Below are 14,006 nucleotides of genomic sequence, written 5' to 3'. Positions count from 1 at the left end.
GGGACCTCGGTGTCGACCTTGTCGGTGGAGACCTCGAGCAGCGGCTCGTCGACCTCGACCGAATCGCCGACGCTCTTCAGCCAGCGGGTCACGGTGCCCTCGGTGATGCTCTCGCCGAGCGAGGGGAGCACGACCTCCTGGCCGTCGGCGGGCGCGGCGGGAGTCGAAGGAACCGCGACGTGCTCGGGGGCCGCCACGGGCTCGGCCGGAGCGGCGGGCGCCGCCACGGGCTCCGGAGCTGCGGGCGCGGCGACGGGCTCGGCCGCCGGGGCGGCCGGAGCCGCAGCGGAACCGCTCCCGTCTCCGATGCGTGCGAGCACGGCGCCGACCTCGGCCGTCTCGTCCTCCTGCACGAGGATCTCCTCGAGCACCCCCGCGATGGGGGAGGGGACCTCGGTGTCGACCTTGTCGGTGGACACCTCCAGCAGCGGCTCGTCGACTGCGACGGTGTCACCGACGTTCTTCAGCCAGCGGGTCACCGTCCCCTCGGTGACGCTCTCGCCCAGTGCGGGGAGGACGACCGATTCACTCATGACGTTGTCTCCGTTTCGTTCGTAATTCTCGTGCCGCGCTCAGATGGCGTGCAGCGGCTTGCCGGCGAGCTTCAGCATGGTCTCGCCGATGGTCTCGTTCTGCGTGGGGTGGCCGTGGATGAAGGGCGCGACATCCTCGGGGTAGGCCTCCCAGTTCACGATCAGCTGGGCCTCGCCGACGAGTTCGCCGACGCGGGCGCCGATCATGTGCACGCCGACCACGGGGCCGTCGTTCACCCGGACCGCCTTGACGGTGCCGGCGGTGCCGAGGATCGAGCTCTTGGCGTTCCCGGCCAGGTTGTACTCGTACGCGGTGACGTTGTCGTCGCCGTACTGCTCCTTGGCCTTCGCCTCGGTGAGGCCGACCGATGCGATCTCGGGATCGCAGTAGGTGACCTTGGGGATGTTGACGTCCTGGACCACGACGGGGTTGAGACCCGCGATCTCCTCCGCGACGAAGATGCCCTGCTGGTAGCCGCGATGCGCGAGCTGCAGGCCGGGCACGATGTCGCCGACGGCGTAGACGCCGGGCACGTTCGTCGCGAGACGCTCGTCGGTCAGGACGAAGCCGCGATCCATCGAGATGCCGACCTCTTCGTAGCCGATGCCCTGCGTGACGGGACCGCGGCCGACCGCGACCAGCAGGTAGTCGGCGGGGATGGTCGTGCCGTCCTCGAGAGTGACGGTGACGCCGTTCGCGTCCTGGGTGACGCCCTGGAAGCGGACGCCGAGCTTGAAATCGATGCCGCGCTTGCGGAATGCTCGCTCGAGCTGCTTCGAGACCGATTCCTCCTCGTTGGGAACGAGGTGGGGCAGGCCCTCCACGATGGTGACGTCGGCGCCGAACGAGCGCCAGACGCTCGCGAACTCGACACCGATCACGCCGCCGCCGAGGATGACGACGCGCTTCGGGACCTCGGTGAGCTCGAGCGCCTGCTCGCTGGTGATCACACGGCCCGAGATCTCGAGGCCGGGGAGGCTCCGCGAGTAGGAGCCGGTCGCGAGCACGACGTTCTTGCCGATGATGCGGTCGGCGCCCACCTGCACGGTGTTCGCGGCGACCAGACGGCCCTCGCCCTCGATGACGGTGATGCCGTTGGCCTTGAGCAGGCCCTGCAGGCCCTTGTGCTTTCCGGCGACCAGGTTGGTGCGGAACTTCGTCACGCCGGCCATATCGATGCCGGCGACGCTCGACAGCACGCCGTACGCCTCGCCCTCGCGCGCCACATCGGCGATCTCGGCGGAGTGCAGCAGCGCCTTGGTCGGGACGCAGCCGCGATGGAGGCAGGTGCCGCCCAGCTTGTCCTTCTCGATGACTGCGGCGGTGAAGCCGAGCTGTCTCGCTCGGATGGCTGCAGCGTACCCGGCGCTGCCGCCTCCGAGAACGACGATGTCAAACTGCTGATCGGCCAAGTGGGATCTCCCTCGGGTCGCATTCGAAAGAGCGGGCCGACGCGTGATCGGTCCACGGCTCACCAGCCTACTACTCCTCCGTGCCCACCAGGCCATTCGGTGACGCCCGGGGACGTTCGCTCTGGGCATGCGCTCGGCCCGCCCGTCGCGGGGGCCCGCTCCGTAGGATGGAGCCGTGACCGATTCGATCTTCTCCGCAGAGTACGCAGAGCGCCGCGCGACCGTCCCCAAGGGCCTCCCGCTCCTGGTCGCCCTGCGCGGCATCAGCGACGCCGGGGGTGTGGTCGCGCAGCTCGAGGAGTACCTCTGGGAGCGCACCGAGCCGCAGGAGATCGTGCGTTTCGACGCCGACCTGCTGCTCGACTACCGCGCGCGCCGACCGGTCATCACCTTCGTCGAGGACCACCTGGTCGACTACGCGCCCGAGGAGCTCTCGCTCGCGCTCGCGCACGACGAGCTCGGCGCCCCGTTCCTGCTGCTCAGCGGCTACGAGCCCGACTTCCGTTGGGAGCAGTTCATCGACGCCGTGCTCATGCTGGTGCACGAGTTCGAGGTCTCGACCACGGTCTGGACGCACGCGATCCCCATGCCCGTGCCCCACACCCGCCCGATCCGAGCGACCGTGAGCGGCAGCCGCGACGACCTGATCGAGGCGCGATCCGTCTGGAAGCCGACGACCAAGCTCGCCGCCTCGGCCGGCCACGTGCTCGAATACCGGCTGCACTCGCTCGGCGAGGACGTCGTCGGATTCGCTTTCCTGGTGCCGCACTACCTCGCGAACACCGAGAACCCCGACGTGCTGCTCGCCGCGCTCGACGGCATCATGGCCGCCAGCGGGCTGATCCTGCCGACCGACGAGGTCCGCGAGGCGGCCCGCGCGTTCAACATCCAGGTCGACACGCAGATCGCCGAGAACGAGGAGTCGACCGAGATGGTGCGGAACCTCGAGGTGCGCTACGACGAGTACATGGAGGATCAGACCACCCGCTCGCCGCTCGTGAGCGAGGACGGATCCCTCCCGACCGCGGACCAGCTCGCGAGCGAGCTGGAGCGGTTCCTGCGCGAGCAGCGGGATCCCGGAACCGGCGGCGCTCCGGGTGGCGGCGCTCCGGGAGGCCCCGGCCTCGTCTGAGCGGGCCCCGGCACGGCTCGACGATTTCGCTGGGCGCTGAACTCGATCGGAATGGTCAGGAACCTGCCCGCGCGCGTGCAATAATTGCAGCACAGCCCATTCAATCCGGCTCTCGCGCGTGCGCGGGAATACGCCGGGCTTGACATGGGTTTTCACGCTGTGTGCATGTTTTGCGAAAATCGCACGATTCGCACACGGAGGATCTCGACACAGAGAGGCGGCTGCGTGGCCACTGCACCCACCACCAAGACTCGTGCCACTTCGGCTGAGGACGCGACCGAGACGGAAGCGCCGAAGAGCGCTGCCAAGAAGGCCGCGACCACGAAGGCGAGCGCGACCAAGAAGGCCGCTGCGACGAAGGCTCCTGCCGAGAAGTCGACGGCCGCTGCCAAGACCGCTGCTGCGAAGAAGCCCGCAGCGAAGAAGCCGGCGACGCGCAAGCGCGCCCCGAAGGAGCCGGATCCCGTCGCGGAGGCCGCTCTCGCCCCCGACACCGACGAGGTCGTCTCCACCGATACCGCGGCGATCCCGGTCGTCCCGGCCGTGCAACTGCCGACCGGTGCGATCCGGATCAAGGACTCCGACGAGGAGGACGTGCCGACGGTCACGACCGCGATCCCCGGCGCCACCGCCGACCCGGTCAAGGACTACCTGAAGCAGATCGGCAAGGTCGCACTGCTGAACGCGGCCGAAGAGGTCGAGCTCGCGATGCGCATCGAGGCCGGTCTGTTCGCCGAGGAGAAGCTGGCGACCGAGAAGGGCCTGCCCAAGAAGCTCGAGCGCGAGCTGAAGTGGGTCGCGCGCGACGGTCAGCGCGCGAAGAGCCACCTGCTCGGAGCCAACCTCCGCCTCGTCGTCTCGCTCGCGAAGCGCTACACCGGTCGCGGCATGCAGTTCCTGGATCTGATCCAGGAGGGCAACCTCGGCCTGATCCGTGCGGTCGAGAAGTTCGACTACACCAAGGGCTTCAAGTTCTCGACCTACGCCACCTGGTGGATCCGTCAGGCGATCACGCGAGCCATGGCCGACCAGGCGCGCACCATCCGCATCCCGGTGCACATGGTCGAGGTCATCAACAAGCTCGCCCGCGTGCAGCGCCAGATGCTGCAGGACCTGGGCCGCGAGCCCACTCCCGAGGAGCTGAGCCGCGAACTCGACATGACCCCCGAGAAGGTCGTCGAGGTGCAGAAGTACGGGCGCGAGCCCATCTCGCTGCACACCCCGCTCGGCGAGGACGGCGACAGCGAGTTCGGCGACCTCATCGAGGACACGGAGGCGGTCGTTCCGGCCGACGCGGTCGGCTTCACGATGCTGCAGCAGCAGCTCGAGCAACTGCTCGATTCGCTCTCGGAGCGCGAGGCCGGCGTGATCCGCATGCGCTTCGGCCTGGGCGACGGCATGCCGAAGACCCTCGACCAGATCGGCGACACCTTCGGTGTGACGCGCGAGCGCATCCGCCAGATCGAGTCGAAGACCATGGCGAAGCTGCGCCACCCCTCGCGGTCGCAGCAGCTGCGCGACTACCTCGAGTAGGCCGCCAGACACGAGAAAAGCCCCGGCTCCGGCCGGGGCTTTTCCGTTGTCCCGCCGATCCTCGCGGATGGCGGTCCGTGCGAACCGCTACGCGTTCAGGCGCGCGGTCTCGTCGTGCCAGACCTCGGCGATCGGGCGGAGCTTCTCCTCGTGCTTGCGCGCGTGATGCGCGCAGAACAGCAGCTCGCTGCCGTTCAGCATCGCGCGCACGTACGCCTGGGCGCCGCAGCTGTCGCAGCGGTCGAGCGCGTCGAGGGGACGATCCGCCCGGGCCTGGGCCTCGGTGCGATCCTGCTCGAGTGTCGTCATGGCTACCTCCCGTACGTGTTTGGTGCTCCCATCAAAGCACGCGAACCCCGGGAATCGGCCCGATTCGGCGACCGTTTCGCTGACCGCGTAGCCCGCGGGCGCCGCTGCAGCGTTCAGCGGCCGTTCAACGGCTCGTTTTCGGCACGCGCCGGGGGATCGGCGCCCCGGTGTCGGAGGTCTCGCCTACAGTAGATCCGTCCCCAGAGAAAGAGGTGCCGCAACCGTGGCCGAGTCGAGCTATTCCGCCCGCCATCTCACCGTGCTCGAAGGGCTCGAGGCCGTTCGCAAACGGCCGGGCATGTACATCGGCACGACCGATTCGCGCGGCCTCATGCACTGCCTCTGGGAGATCATCGACAACTCCGTCGACGAGGCCCTGGCCGGCCACGGCTCCGAGATCGGGGTCGTGCTGCACGCCGACGGCAGCGTGACGGTGAACGACCGCGGGCGCGGCGTCCCCGTCGACATCGAGCCCCGCAGCGGGCTCACCGGCGTCGAGCTCGTCTACACGAAGCTGCACGCCGGCGGAAAGTTCGGCGGCGGCGGCTACGCCAGTTCCGGCGGCCTGCACGGAGTGGGCGCCTCCGTGGTCAACGCTCTCTCGTCCCGGCTCGACGTCGAGGTCGATCGCGACGGCAAGACCTGGGCGATGTCCTTCCGGCACGGCGAGCCGGGCATATTCGACGGCGACAGCCCGTCGAGCCCGTTCACCCCGTTCGAGGACGCCTCGGAGCTGCGCGTCGTCGGCAAGGTGAAGAAGGGCGTCACCGGCACCCGCGTGCGGTACTGGGCCGACCCGCAGATCTTCCTGAAGGAGGCGCGGTTCGAGTCCGACGCCCTCGTGGCGCGCGCCCGGCAGACCGCGTTCCTGGTCCCCGGTCTCGGCATCGAGATCCGCGACGAGCGCGCCGAGGGTCTCGATGAATCGGGTGCGCCGCAGGTGCACCGCTTCGCCTATGACGGCGGTATCTCCGAGTTTGTCGACTTCCTCGCGGTCGACGCGGCGCTGACCGAGACCTGGCGGGTCACGGACTCCGGCACGTTCACTGAGACGGTGCCGGTCATGGACGAGGCGAGCGGTGCGCTGGTCTCGCGCGAGGTGGAGCGCACCTGCGAGGTCGACGTCGCGCTGCGCTGGGGCACGGGCTACGACACCGAGATCCAGACCTTCGTCAACATCATCTCGACGCCCAAGGGCGGCACGCACCTGGCCGGCTTCGAGCAGGGTCTCGTGCGCTTCTTCCGCAAGCAGATCGAGCAGAACGCGCGCAAGCTCAAGGCCGGCTCCGACAAGCCCGAGAAGGACGACATCCTCACCGGCCTCACCGCCGTGGTCACGGTCCGAGTGCCCGAACCCCAGTTCGAAGGGCAGACGAAGGAGGTGCTCGGCACCGCAGCCGTGCGCCAGATCGTCACGCGCGCGATGACGAAGGGCCTCGAGGAGCGCTTCGCCTCCACCCGACGGCAGGACAAGGCCGAGACGGGCACTCTGCTCGAGAAGATGGTCTCGGAGATGAAGTCCCGCATCTCGCTGCGCGCGCAGCGGGACACGGCGCGTCGCAAGTCCTCGCTCGAGAGCTCCTCGCTGCCGGCCAAGCTCATCGACTGCCGCTCGCGCGATATCGCCGACACCGAGCTCTTCATCGTCGAGGGCGACAGCGCGCTGGGCACGGCGCGCCCCGCACGCGACAGCGAGTACCAGGCGCTGCTGCCCATCCGCGGCAAGATCCTCAACGTGCAGAAGGCTTCCGTGGCCGAGATGCTCAACAACGTCGAGTGCGGATCGATCATCAAGGTCATCGGGGCCGGCTCCGGCCGCGACTTCGACATCGATTCCGCCCGCTACGGCAAGGTGATCCTCATGAGCGACGCCGATGTCGACGGCGCGCACATCCGCACCCTGCTGCTCACCCTCTTCTTCCGCTACATGCGTCCGATGCTCGAGGCCGGTCGCGTCTACGCCGCCGTGCCGCCGCTGCATCGCGTCGTGGTGCAGAACGCCGGGCGCAAGCCGAACGACGTGATCTACACCTACAGCGAGAAGGAGCTGCAGACCCTGCTCTCCGATCTGCGCCGTCGGGGCAAGAAGTACCAGGAGCCGATCCAGCGGTACAAGGGCCTGGGCGAGATGGACGCGGATCAGCTGGCCGAGACGACCATGGATCGCGCGCACCGCACGCTGCGGCGTGTTCGGGTCGAGGACGCGCACTCGGCCGCGCAGGTGTTCGAACTGCTCATGGGCAACGATGTGGCGCCGCGCAAGGAGTTCCTCGTCGAGAACGCCGACGACCTCGATCGCGAGCGCATCGACGCCTGATCCGCGGCCGCGTCGCCGGTCCCGGAGCTACCGTGCCGCCGGTGTCGGAGCACCCTGTTGACTGATCCGGCCCGGAATCACGGCGATGCGCGCGCTGCTAGGCTGATTCCGATAGCACCTAGGGTTCCGGGGCCGCGCCTGCCTGGTCCGAGCGGTGCCACGCCGGGATCCGCATCTCGGCGTCATCTGAACGGACAAAAGCCTGGAGGAACCGAACCCGACGCACCAGCGCGCCGGGTGGAAGGTTCCGTCGTGTCCGCTATCGCTATCGCCCTCGTCCTCTCGGCCGCCGTCTGCCACGCCGCCTGGAACATCGTCTCGCACGGATCCAGCGGCTCCGGCCTGCCCTTCCTCTGGTGGGGCGCGGTCATCGCGAGCGGCCTCTGGGCGTTCGTCATCCCGTTCACGGGCGGCCTGCAGGGCGCGGACCCCTGGGCCTTCCTCGTCGGCGCAGCCGGTTCGGGAGTGCTCCACATCGGCTACATGCTCGCGCTGCAGCGCGGGTACGCCGCGGGGGACCTGACCACCGTGTACGCGACGGCCCGAGGCAGCGGACCCGTGCTCACCGGCGTATTCGCCCTGCTCGTGCTGGGGGAGCGTCCGGGCCCGCTCGCGCTCGTCGGCGCATTGGTGGTGGTGCTCGGCGTGATCGCGGTCGGCGTGATCGGCCGTCCGCGCACTGCTCTGCGCACCGGCCCGGCTCGGCGGCGCGGGATCCCGCCCGAGATCGTCTGGGGCGTGCTCACGGGTGTGGCGATCGCGGGCTACACGGTGTGGGACGCGATCTCGATGAACCGAGCGGGGCTGCCCGCCGTCGCCTACTTCGTCGGCTTCACCGTGACCGAGGTGCTGGGCTTCAGCGTGATGCTGCTGCTGCTCGGACGACGCGAGCGGCCGTCGCTCGGCTCGGTGATCCGGATCCAGTGGGGTCGTCTGCTCGTCTTCGGGGTGCTCTCGCCGCTGTCGTACATCCTCGTGCTCACCGCGACGAAGATCGCACCGATCGCGCTCATCGCCCCGATGCGGGAGGTGAGCGTGATCCTGGTCAGTCTCTACAGCGTCTGGCGGTTCAAGCAGGACCGTGCGGTGCTGCGCATCGGCGCGGCCGGAGTGGTGGTCGCCGGGATCGCGCTGATCGGGCTGTCCTGACGCGCGCCTAGGGCGCCGTGCCGACGAACGCGGCTGCGCCGTCGAGCGGGAGGCCCGAGCCGTCGCGCTTGCCGAGAGCGTCCGGCAGTTTGCGCGCCGCGCCGTCGGCGGCCAGTGCGCGGGGTTCGCCCGTGCCGACCCAGGCGCAGGCGATCTGATCCTCCCACTTGAGGAAGCGCTGCGCGCGGACGCCGCCGGTGCCGCGCCCCTTCGCGGGGAACTCGGCCCAGTCGGAGATCTTGGCGGTGCCCACGTCGGTCCCCGGGAGGGTCAGCGAGCTGTCGGCGATCGTGACGACCCGCGCATCGACCCCGGGCTCGACCGCGCCCGCGAACACGACCTTGGCGTCGGCGCCGAGGCGGATGCCGGCCATGCCGCCGGCCGGGCGGCCCTGCGGGCGCACCGCGGAGGCGGGGAAGCGCAGCAGCTGCGCGTCGGATGCCACGACGGCGAACTCGGAATCGTCGGGGGCCGGGAACGCAGCGATGAGCTCGTCGCCCGCCTTGAGACCGATGACCTCGAAGTCGGGCTTGGCCGGAAGCTCGGTGAGGACGACGCGCTTCACGGTGCCCTGCGCGGTGAAGAGCCCGATGGGCAGCTCGGTGTCGAGCGGCACGACGCCGACGACGCGGAGCTTCTTGTCGGTGACGCCGATGTAGTCCGTCAGCTTGACCCCGGCCGAGAATGCGATGGAGGCTGCGGGGACGAGCGGCAGATCGACCGGCGTGAACCGGTGCAGCGTTCCGTCGCTGAGCACCGCGCCGAGTTCGCCGCGCACGGTGGAATCGACGCGTACGAGCACCGCGCCGTGCTTGGTGGCGCGCGACGTGCTGCGAACCGTGTCGAGCGCCTCGGGGTCGCGGTCGACGCGCAGGGCGCGGCCGGTGACCGAGAGCAGGACCGTGCAGGGGGTGTCGGCGACCTGGAGCGCAGCGGCACCCGCTGCGGCTCGGGTCGGCCGGGCGACGGCACCGGTGAGGACCGTGCGTCGCGGGGTGCCGTAGGCCTCGGCCGCCGCGTCCATCTCGTTCGCGACGACGGCGTGCAGTCGCTCTGGGCTGCTCAGGATCTCGAGCAGCTGCTCGATCTCGGATTGGAGCTGGTCGCGTTCCGCCTCGAGCTCGACGCGCGAGAACTTGGTCAGGCGACGCAGGCGCAGCTCGAGGATGTACTCGGCCTGCGCCTCGGACAGATCGAAGACCTGCATGAGGCGCCCGCGCGCGGTCTCGGCGTCGTCGCTGGTGCGGATGAGCTGGATGACCTCGTCGATGTCGAGGATCGCGATGAGCAGGCCCTCGACGAGGTGGAGGCGCTCGCGCCGCTTGCGCAGCCGGAACTCGGAGCGGCGCTTGACGACCGAGACGCGGTGGTCGAGGAACACGCGCAGCATCTCGCGCAGACCCAGGGTCTGCGGCTGCCCGCCGACGAGCGCGACCGAGTTGATGCTGAACGAGTCCTCGAGCGGCGTGTAGCGGTAGAGCTGCTCGAGCACGGCCTCGGGGGAGAACCCGGTCTTGAGCGTGATGACGAGGCGAAGACCGTTCTTGCGGTCGGTGAAGTCCTGCACGTCGGAGATGCCCGAGAGCTTCTTGGATTCGACGCCCTGCTTGATCTTCTCGATGACGCGCTCGGGCCCGACGAGGTAGGGGAGCTCGGTCACGATGAGGCCGGTGCGGCGCGCCGTGAGCTGCTCGACGGTGACCTTGGCACGGGTGCGGAACGCGCCGCGGCCCGTGCGATAGGCGTCCTTGACGCCGTCGAGACCGACGATGATGCCGCCGCCGGGCAGGTCGGGGCCCGGCACGAACTCCATGAGCTCGTCGACGGTCGCCGAGGGGTTGAACAGCAGGTGCTTCGCGCCCTCGACGACCTCGAGGAGGTTGTGGGGGGCGAGGTTGGTCGCCATGCCGACGGCGATGCCGCTCGCGCCGTTGACCAGCAGGTTCGGCACCGCGGCGGGCAGCACCTCCGGCTGCATGATCTGGTTGTCGTAGTTCGGGACGAAGTCGACCACGTCCTCGTCGAGCGACTCGGTCATGGCGAGGGCGGCGCCCGCGAGCCGGGCCTCCGTGTAGCGGGAGGCGGCCGGGCCGTCGTCGAGCGAGCCGAAGTTGCCGTGCCCGTCGACCAGCGGCAGGCGCATCGCGAAGTTCTGCGCCATGCGCACGAGCGCGTCGTAGATGGAGGAATCGCCGTGGGGGTGCAGCTTGCCCATGACCTCGCCGACCACGCGGGCCGACTTGACGTGGCCCTTCTCGGGGCGGAGCCCCATGTCGGTCATCATGAACAGGATGCGCCGCTGCACGGGCTTCATGCCGTCGCGGGCGTCGGGGAGCGCGCGCGAGTAGATCACCGAGTAGGCGTACTCGAGGAACGAGGCCTCCATCTCGTTCGAGATGTCGATGTCCTCGATCCGTTCGACGCCGGATGCCGCGTCTGCTGGGGTCGTGTCGCTCACGGGGCCGATCACGTGCCTTTCGATCTTCGGGGCGCACGATGGGCGTCGCGCAGCTGCAGGCTGGGCGCGCATCGCGCGGATACGATGGTGGTCATGCTACCGACGCCCACCGACAACGGCGCGAGGCTGGCCGCGATTCTCCCAACCGGGCTGGCCTGTCTGGCCCCCGCGCTGGGATCCACTGCCGCCGACGCGCTCGATCTCGCCTTCGCCGGGGCCCCGGTGCCCGCCGGGGATCCCGCACCGCTGCCGGAGCTTCCGGAGCTGCGCTCGCTGGTGCTGATCGTGGTCGACGGGCTCGGCCATGCCAACCTGCAGGAGCGGGCGGGGCACGCGCGCACGATCCTGTCGATGCCCGGTCGACGGATCGAGACGGTCGCGCCGTCGACCACGGGCGCCGCCCTCACCACGCTCACCACGGGGCGCCTGCCCGGGAGCCACGGGCTCATCGGATACCGGATCCGGCACCCCGAGCTCGGGCTGGTCACGACGCTCCGCGATTGGGACGGCATCGAGCCGATCCGATCCTGGCAGCGCGCCGAACCGCTGTTCGGCCTCGCCGGCCGGATGGGCGCGCGGCCGCTCGCGATCGGCCGGCCCGCGCACGCCGACGGCGGTCTCACGCGCGCGATCCTGTCGGATGCCGAGTACCTCGGCGGTCAGCGCATCGAGGACCGTTTCGCGCTCGCGTCCCAGGCGGTGCGCGGACCCGATCCGGTCCTCGCGTACCTCTACATCGACGAGCTCGACAAGGCCGGCCACGAGCAGGGCTGGGGGAGCGACGCCTGGCTGGCGCGCCTCGAGCAGTTCGACGCCGCGCTCGACGGATTCCTGCGCGGGCTCCCCGGCGGCGTCGGCGTCGTGCTCACCGCCGACCACGGCATGGTCGACGTGCCGCAGCACGGGCAGATCGTGCTCGACGAGGACCCGATCCCCGGGGTCGCGCTGATCGGCGGCGAACCGCGGTTCCGCTCCCTGTATCTCGAGGACGGCGCCGACCCGGAGTCCGTCGCCCGCGAGGTCGAGTCCCGGCTCGGCAAGCTGGCCTGGGTCGGCACGCGCGACGCGGCGATCGCCGACGGCTGGTTCGGCGAGACCGGCGCCGACGTCGTGCCGCGGCTCGGCGAGGTGCTGGTCGCGGCGCGCAAGCAGGTGGCGTTCACGCTGCGGGGCGACGATCCGCGCGCGCTCGCCATGGTCGGCCAGCACGGCAGCCTGAGCGCCGAGGAGCGGGGGATCCCGCTGCGGCTCGGCGGTGCGCTGGCGGGCAGCGGATTCGCGAGCGCGCTCGCGCGCGTCGCCGACCGGGTGCGCTGAGCCCTCCGGGGACTCCGAGGTCCTCTGCCGAGCCGGAGCGCCGGACGGGTCGCGGCCGCTAGGCCGGATCGTCCTCGCTGCGGGTACCGAACAGGATGTCGTCCCAGCTCGGGATCGATGCGCGGCGCTTGCGCGATCCCTGACGGCCCTGGTCGTCGGCGGATGCGGTTTCCGACGGGCTCGCCTCGGGGGCCTTCGGAGCCTCCGCGGGAGCGGAGCGCTCGCGATCCGTCACCGGAGTCAGCCCGCGCACCGTCGCGAGGCGCTCCGTCGGGGCCGCGTCGCGGGGAGCCTCGGGCTCGGGCGCGGGAGCCGGGCTCGTCTCCTCGGCAGTGTCCGCGGCCTGCTGGGCGCTCTCGCGCAGGGCCTGGTCGCGCTCGCCCCGGCGGCGGCGCAGGGCATCGAGCAGGTCGGCGGTCTGCCCGAGGTCGGTCAGCTCCGGCTGCGGGGTGTTGATGGCGCGCTGGTCGATGCCGCGGCGGCGCTCGTACTCCGCCTCCGGATCCAGCGGGGCCTTCTCGGCTTCGACGGGCTGCTCGGGCTCGGCGGGCGCCTCCGACGCCTCGACCTGCTCGCCGGCGAAAGCCTCCGCGTCGAAGCGTCCGGTCGTCCCGGCCTCGCCGGAATCGACCGCGCGGAGCTTCGGGATCAGCCGGTCGCCCACGTCGCCCTGCTTCGAGAGCGACACGGCGTCGGGGGTGAGCGGGGCGAGGATCTGCTTGCGGTGCTCGAACGACCACACCGCGCGGTGCTCGACGTCGTGCGAGATGAACTCGAGGGCGATCATCCAGCCGGCCTCCTCGTCGCGCCAGGAGCTCCACTCGGGGATCTCCGCGCTCAGCGCGATGAGGCGCTCGCCGATGACCGCGCCGAAGCGTTCGGGCTCGTCGACGGACTCGTCCTGGCCGACGCGCACCGGGTCGGTGCGCACGGGAACCGCCTGGGCGCGCTCGAGGATGTAGCGGCGCTCGGCGAGGACGGGCTCCTCGTAGCGCTCGATGACCTCCTCTTCGACACCGACGGTCTCGGCGACCTCGGAGCGGGACTTGCCCGCTCGGATCAGCGACTGGATCTCGCGGGGGTTGACCCGGGGGCCGGAGCGGGCCTTGCGCCCGAGGTGACGGAGCTCGGCGAGCACGGTGTCGTCGACGACCAGGCGAAACTCCTCGCCGCTCTCGGACGCGACGACGAGCGACTGCTCGTCGCGTCGGACCAGGCGCAGTTCTTCCATCGGTTCTTCCTCCCGCTGATTCGCCCACCAGAGTGGCATGCTCCGGGCCGGGATACGCGGATTGACGCGGGCGGGTGGGAAATTCGCGGGCGAGTCGATGGGGCGGCGGCGGTCTCGGAGCGCTCCGGAGCGGTTCCGGATCAGCTTCCAGCGAACTCACGGGGGCCGCGGTTTGCGTTCCTTCGCCGTGTGGGGCAGACTATCGCCGCCGAATGGATCACACGTCGCGCAACCGACGGGAGTAGCAGGAGAGAATGGCCACCGATTACGACGCACCGCGCAAGTCCGAAGAAGAGTCCGATTCGATCGAGGCTCTGAAGGAACGCGGCCCGGCAAAGGGCGCGTCGGGTATCGACTCCGAGGACGCCGACAACCCCAGCTTCGACCTGGGCGGGTCCGATCTGTCCGATGTCGAGCTCGACGTGGTCGTGCTTCCTCAGCAGGACGACGAGTTCACCTGCGTGAACTGCTTCCTGGTGCGCCACCGCTCGCAGATGGATCACGAGACCGATCTCGGTCCGATCTGCGCGGAGTGCGCACGATAGACGCGCCAGCCGAACGAAAGAGAGCGCCGCTCCCGTCGATGACGGGAGCGGCGCTCTCTTTCGTGCGCG

11 protein-coding genes are annotated in these 14,006 nt (G+C 70.2%); 6 read left to right on the top strand and 5 right to left on the bottom strand.

Translation table 11 applies throughout. The features are described from left to right. Both XM48_RS07040 and lpdA read right to left on the bottom strand, forming a co-directional pair. Positions 1-533: biotin/lipoyl-containing protein (locus XM48_RS07040; protein ID WP_046455089.1), on the bottom strand; the 533-nt coding region annotated here is incomplete at its 3' end. A gap of 39 nt (positions 534-572) precedes the next feature. Continuing rightward, positions 573-1,946, bottom strand: a complete 1,374-nt coding sequence (lpdA, locus tag XM48_RS07035; RefSeq protein ID WP_046455088.1) for a dihydrolipoyl dehydrogenase — start codon at positions 1,944-1,946, stop codon at positions 573-575. Positions 1,947-2,121: 175 nt separating this feature from the next. Here lpdA and XM48_RS07030 point away from each other — a divergent pair, with 175 nt between their 5' ends. Next, positions 2,122-3,078 (top strand): proteasome assembly chaperone family protein, encoded by a 957-nt coding sequence (locus tag XM48_RS07030; protein ID WP_046455087.1) that lies wholly within the window; start codon positions 2,122-2,124, stop codon positions 3,076-3,078. A 225-nt stretch (positions 3,079-3,303) separates the two neighbouring features. Continuing rightward, positions 3,304-4,611, top strand: coding sequence for an RNA polymerase sigma factor (locus XM48_RS07025; RefSeq protein WP_046455086.1), 1,308 nt, complete (start codon positions 3,304-3,306; stop codon positions 4,609-4,611). 87 nt (positions 4,612-4,698) lie between these two features. Here the strand turns inward: XM48_RS07025 and XM48_RS07020 are convergent, their stop codons facing one another. Continuing rightward, complete coding sequence (locus XM48_RS07020; RefSeq protein ID WP_046455085.1) at positions 4,699-4,920, bottom strand: hypothetical protein; 222 nt, start codon at positions 4,918-4,920, stop codon at positions 4,699-4,701. 223 nt (positions 4,921-5,143) lie between these two features. Between XM48_RS07020 and XM48_RS07015 the strand changes: the two genes are divergently transcribed. Both XM48_RS07015 and XM48_RS07010 read left to right on the top strand, forming a co-directional pair. After that, positions 5,144-7,237 (top strand): type IIA DNA topoisomerase subunit B, encoded by a 2,094-nt coding sequence (locus tag XM48_RS07015; RefSeq protein WP_046455084.1) that lies wholly within the window; start codon positions 5,144-5,146, stop codon positions 7,235-7,237. 252 nt (positions 7,238-7,489) lie between these two features. After that, positions 7,490-8,386 carry an EamA family transporter gene (locus XM48_RS07010; RefSeq protein ID WP_046455100.1) on the top strand — a complete coding sequence of 299 codons (897 nt, stop codon included), beginning with the start codon at positions 7,490-7,492 and terminating at the stop codon, positions 8,384-8,386. Between the two features lie 7 nt (positions 8,387-8,393). On the opposite strand, the gene XM48_RS07005 is transcribed toward XM48_RS07010, so the two are convergent. Continuing rightward, complete coding sequence (locus XM48_RS07005; RefSeq protein ID WP_046455099.1) at positions 8,394-10,844, bottom strand: DNA topoisomerase (ATP-hydrolyzing) subunit A; 2,451 nt, start codon at positions 10,842-10,844, stop codon at positions 8,394-8,396. A gap of 93 nt (positions 10,845-10,937) precedes the next feature. Here XM48_RS07005 and XM48_RS07000 point away from each other — a divergent pair, with 93 nt between their 5' ends. Next, positions 10,938-12,161 carry an alkaline phosphatase family protein gene (locus XM48_RS07000; RefSeq protein WP_046455098.1) on the top strand — a complete coding sequence of 408 codons (1,224 nt, stop codon included), beginning with the start codon at positions 10,938-10,940 and terminating at the stop codon, positions 12,159-12,161. A 58-nt stretch (positions 12,162-12,219) separates the two neighbouring features. Here the strand turns inward: XM48_RS07000 and sepH are convergent, their stop codons facing one another. Next, positions 12,220-13,392, bottom strand: a complete 1,173-nt coding sequence (sepH, locus tag XM48_RS06995; RefSeq protein WP_046455083.1) for a septation protein SepH — start codon at positions 13,390-13,392, stop codon at positions 12,220-12,222. Between the two features lie 254 nt (positions 13,393-13,646). On the opposite strand from sepH, the gene XM48_RS06990 reads away from it, so the two are divergent. Beyond that, the gene (locus tag XM48_RS06990; protein ID WP_046455082.1) at positions 13,647-13,937 is read left to right on the top strand and encodes a DUF4193 domain-containing protein; all 291 of its coding nucleotides are present in this window, start codon (positions 13,647-13,649) and stop codon (positions 13,935-13,937) included. Positions 13,938-14,006: the final 69 nt, after the last annotated feature.

The organism is Leucobacter sp. Ag1 (assembly GCF_000980875.1).
Classification (GTDB): domain Bacteria; phylum Actinomycetota; class Actinomycetes; order Actinomycetales; family Microbacteriaceae; genus Leucobacter; species Leucobacter iarius.
The sequence above is the reverse complement of the archived record's forward strand: the minus strand, read 5'-3'. Positions and strand labels throughout refer to the sequence as shown.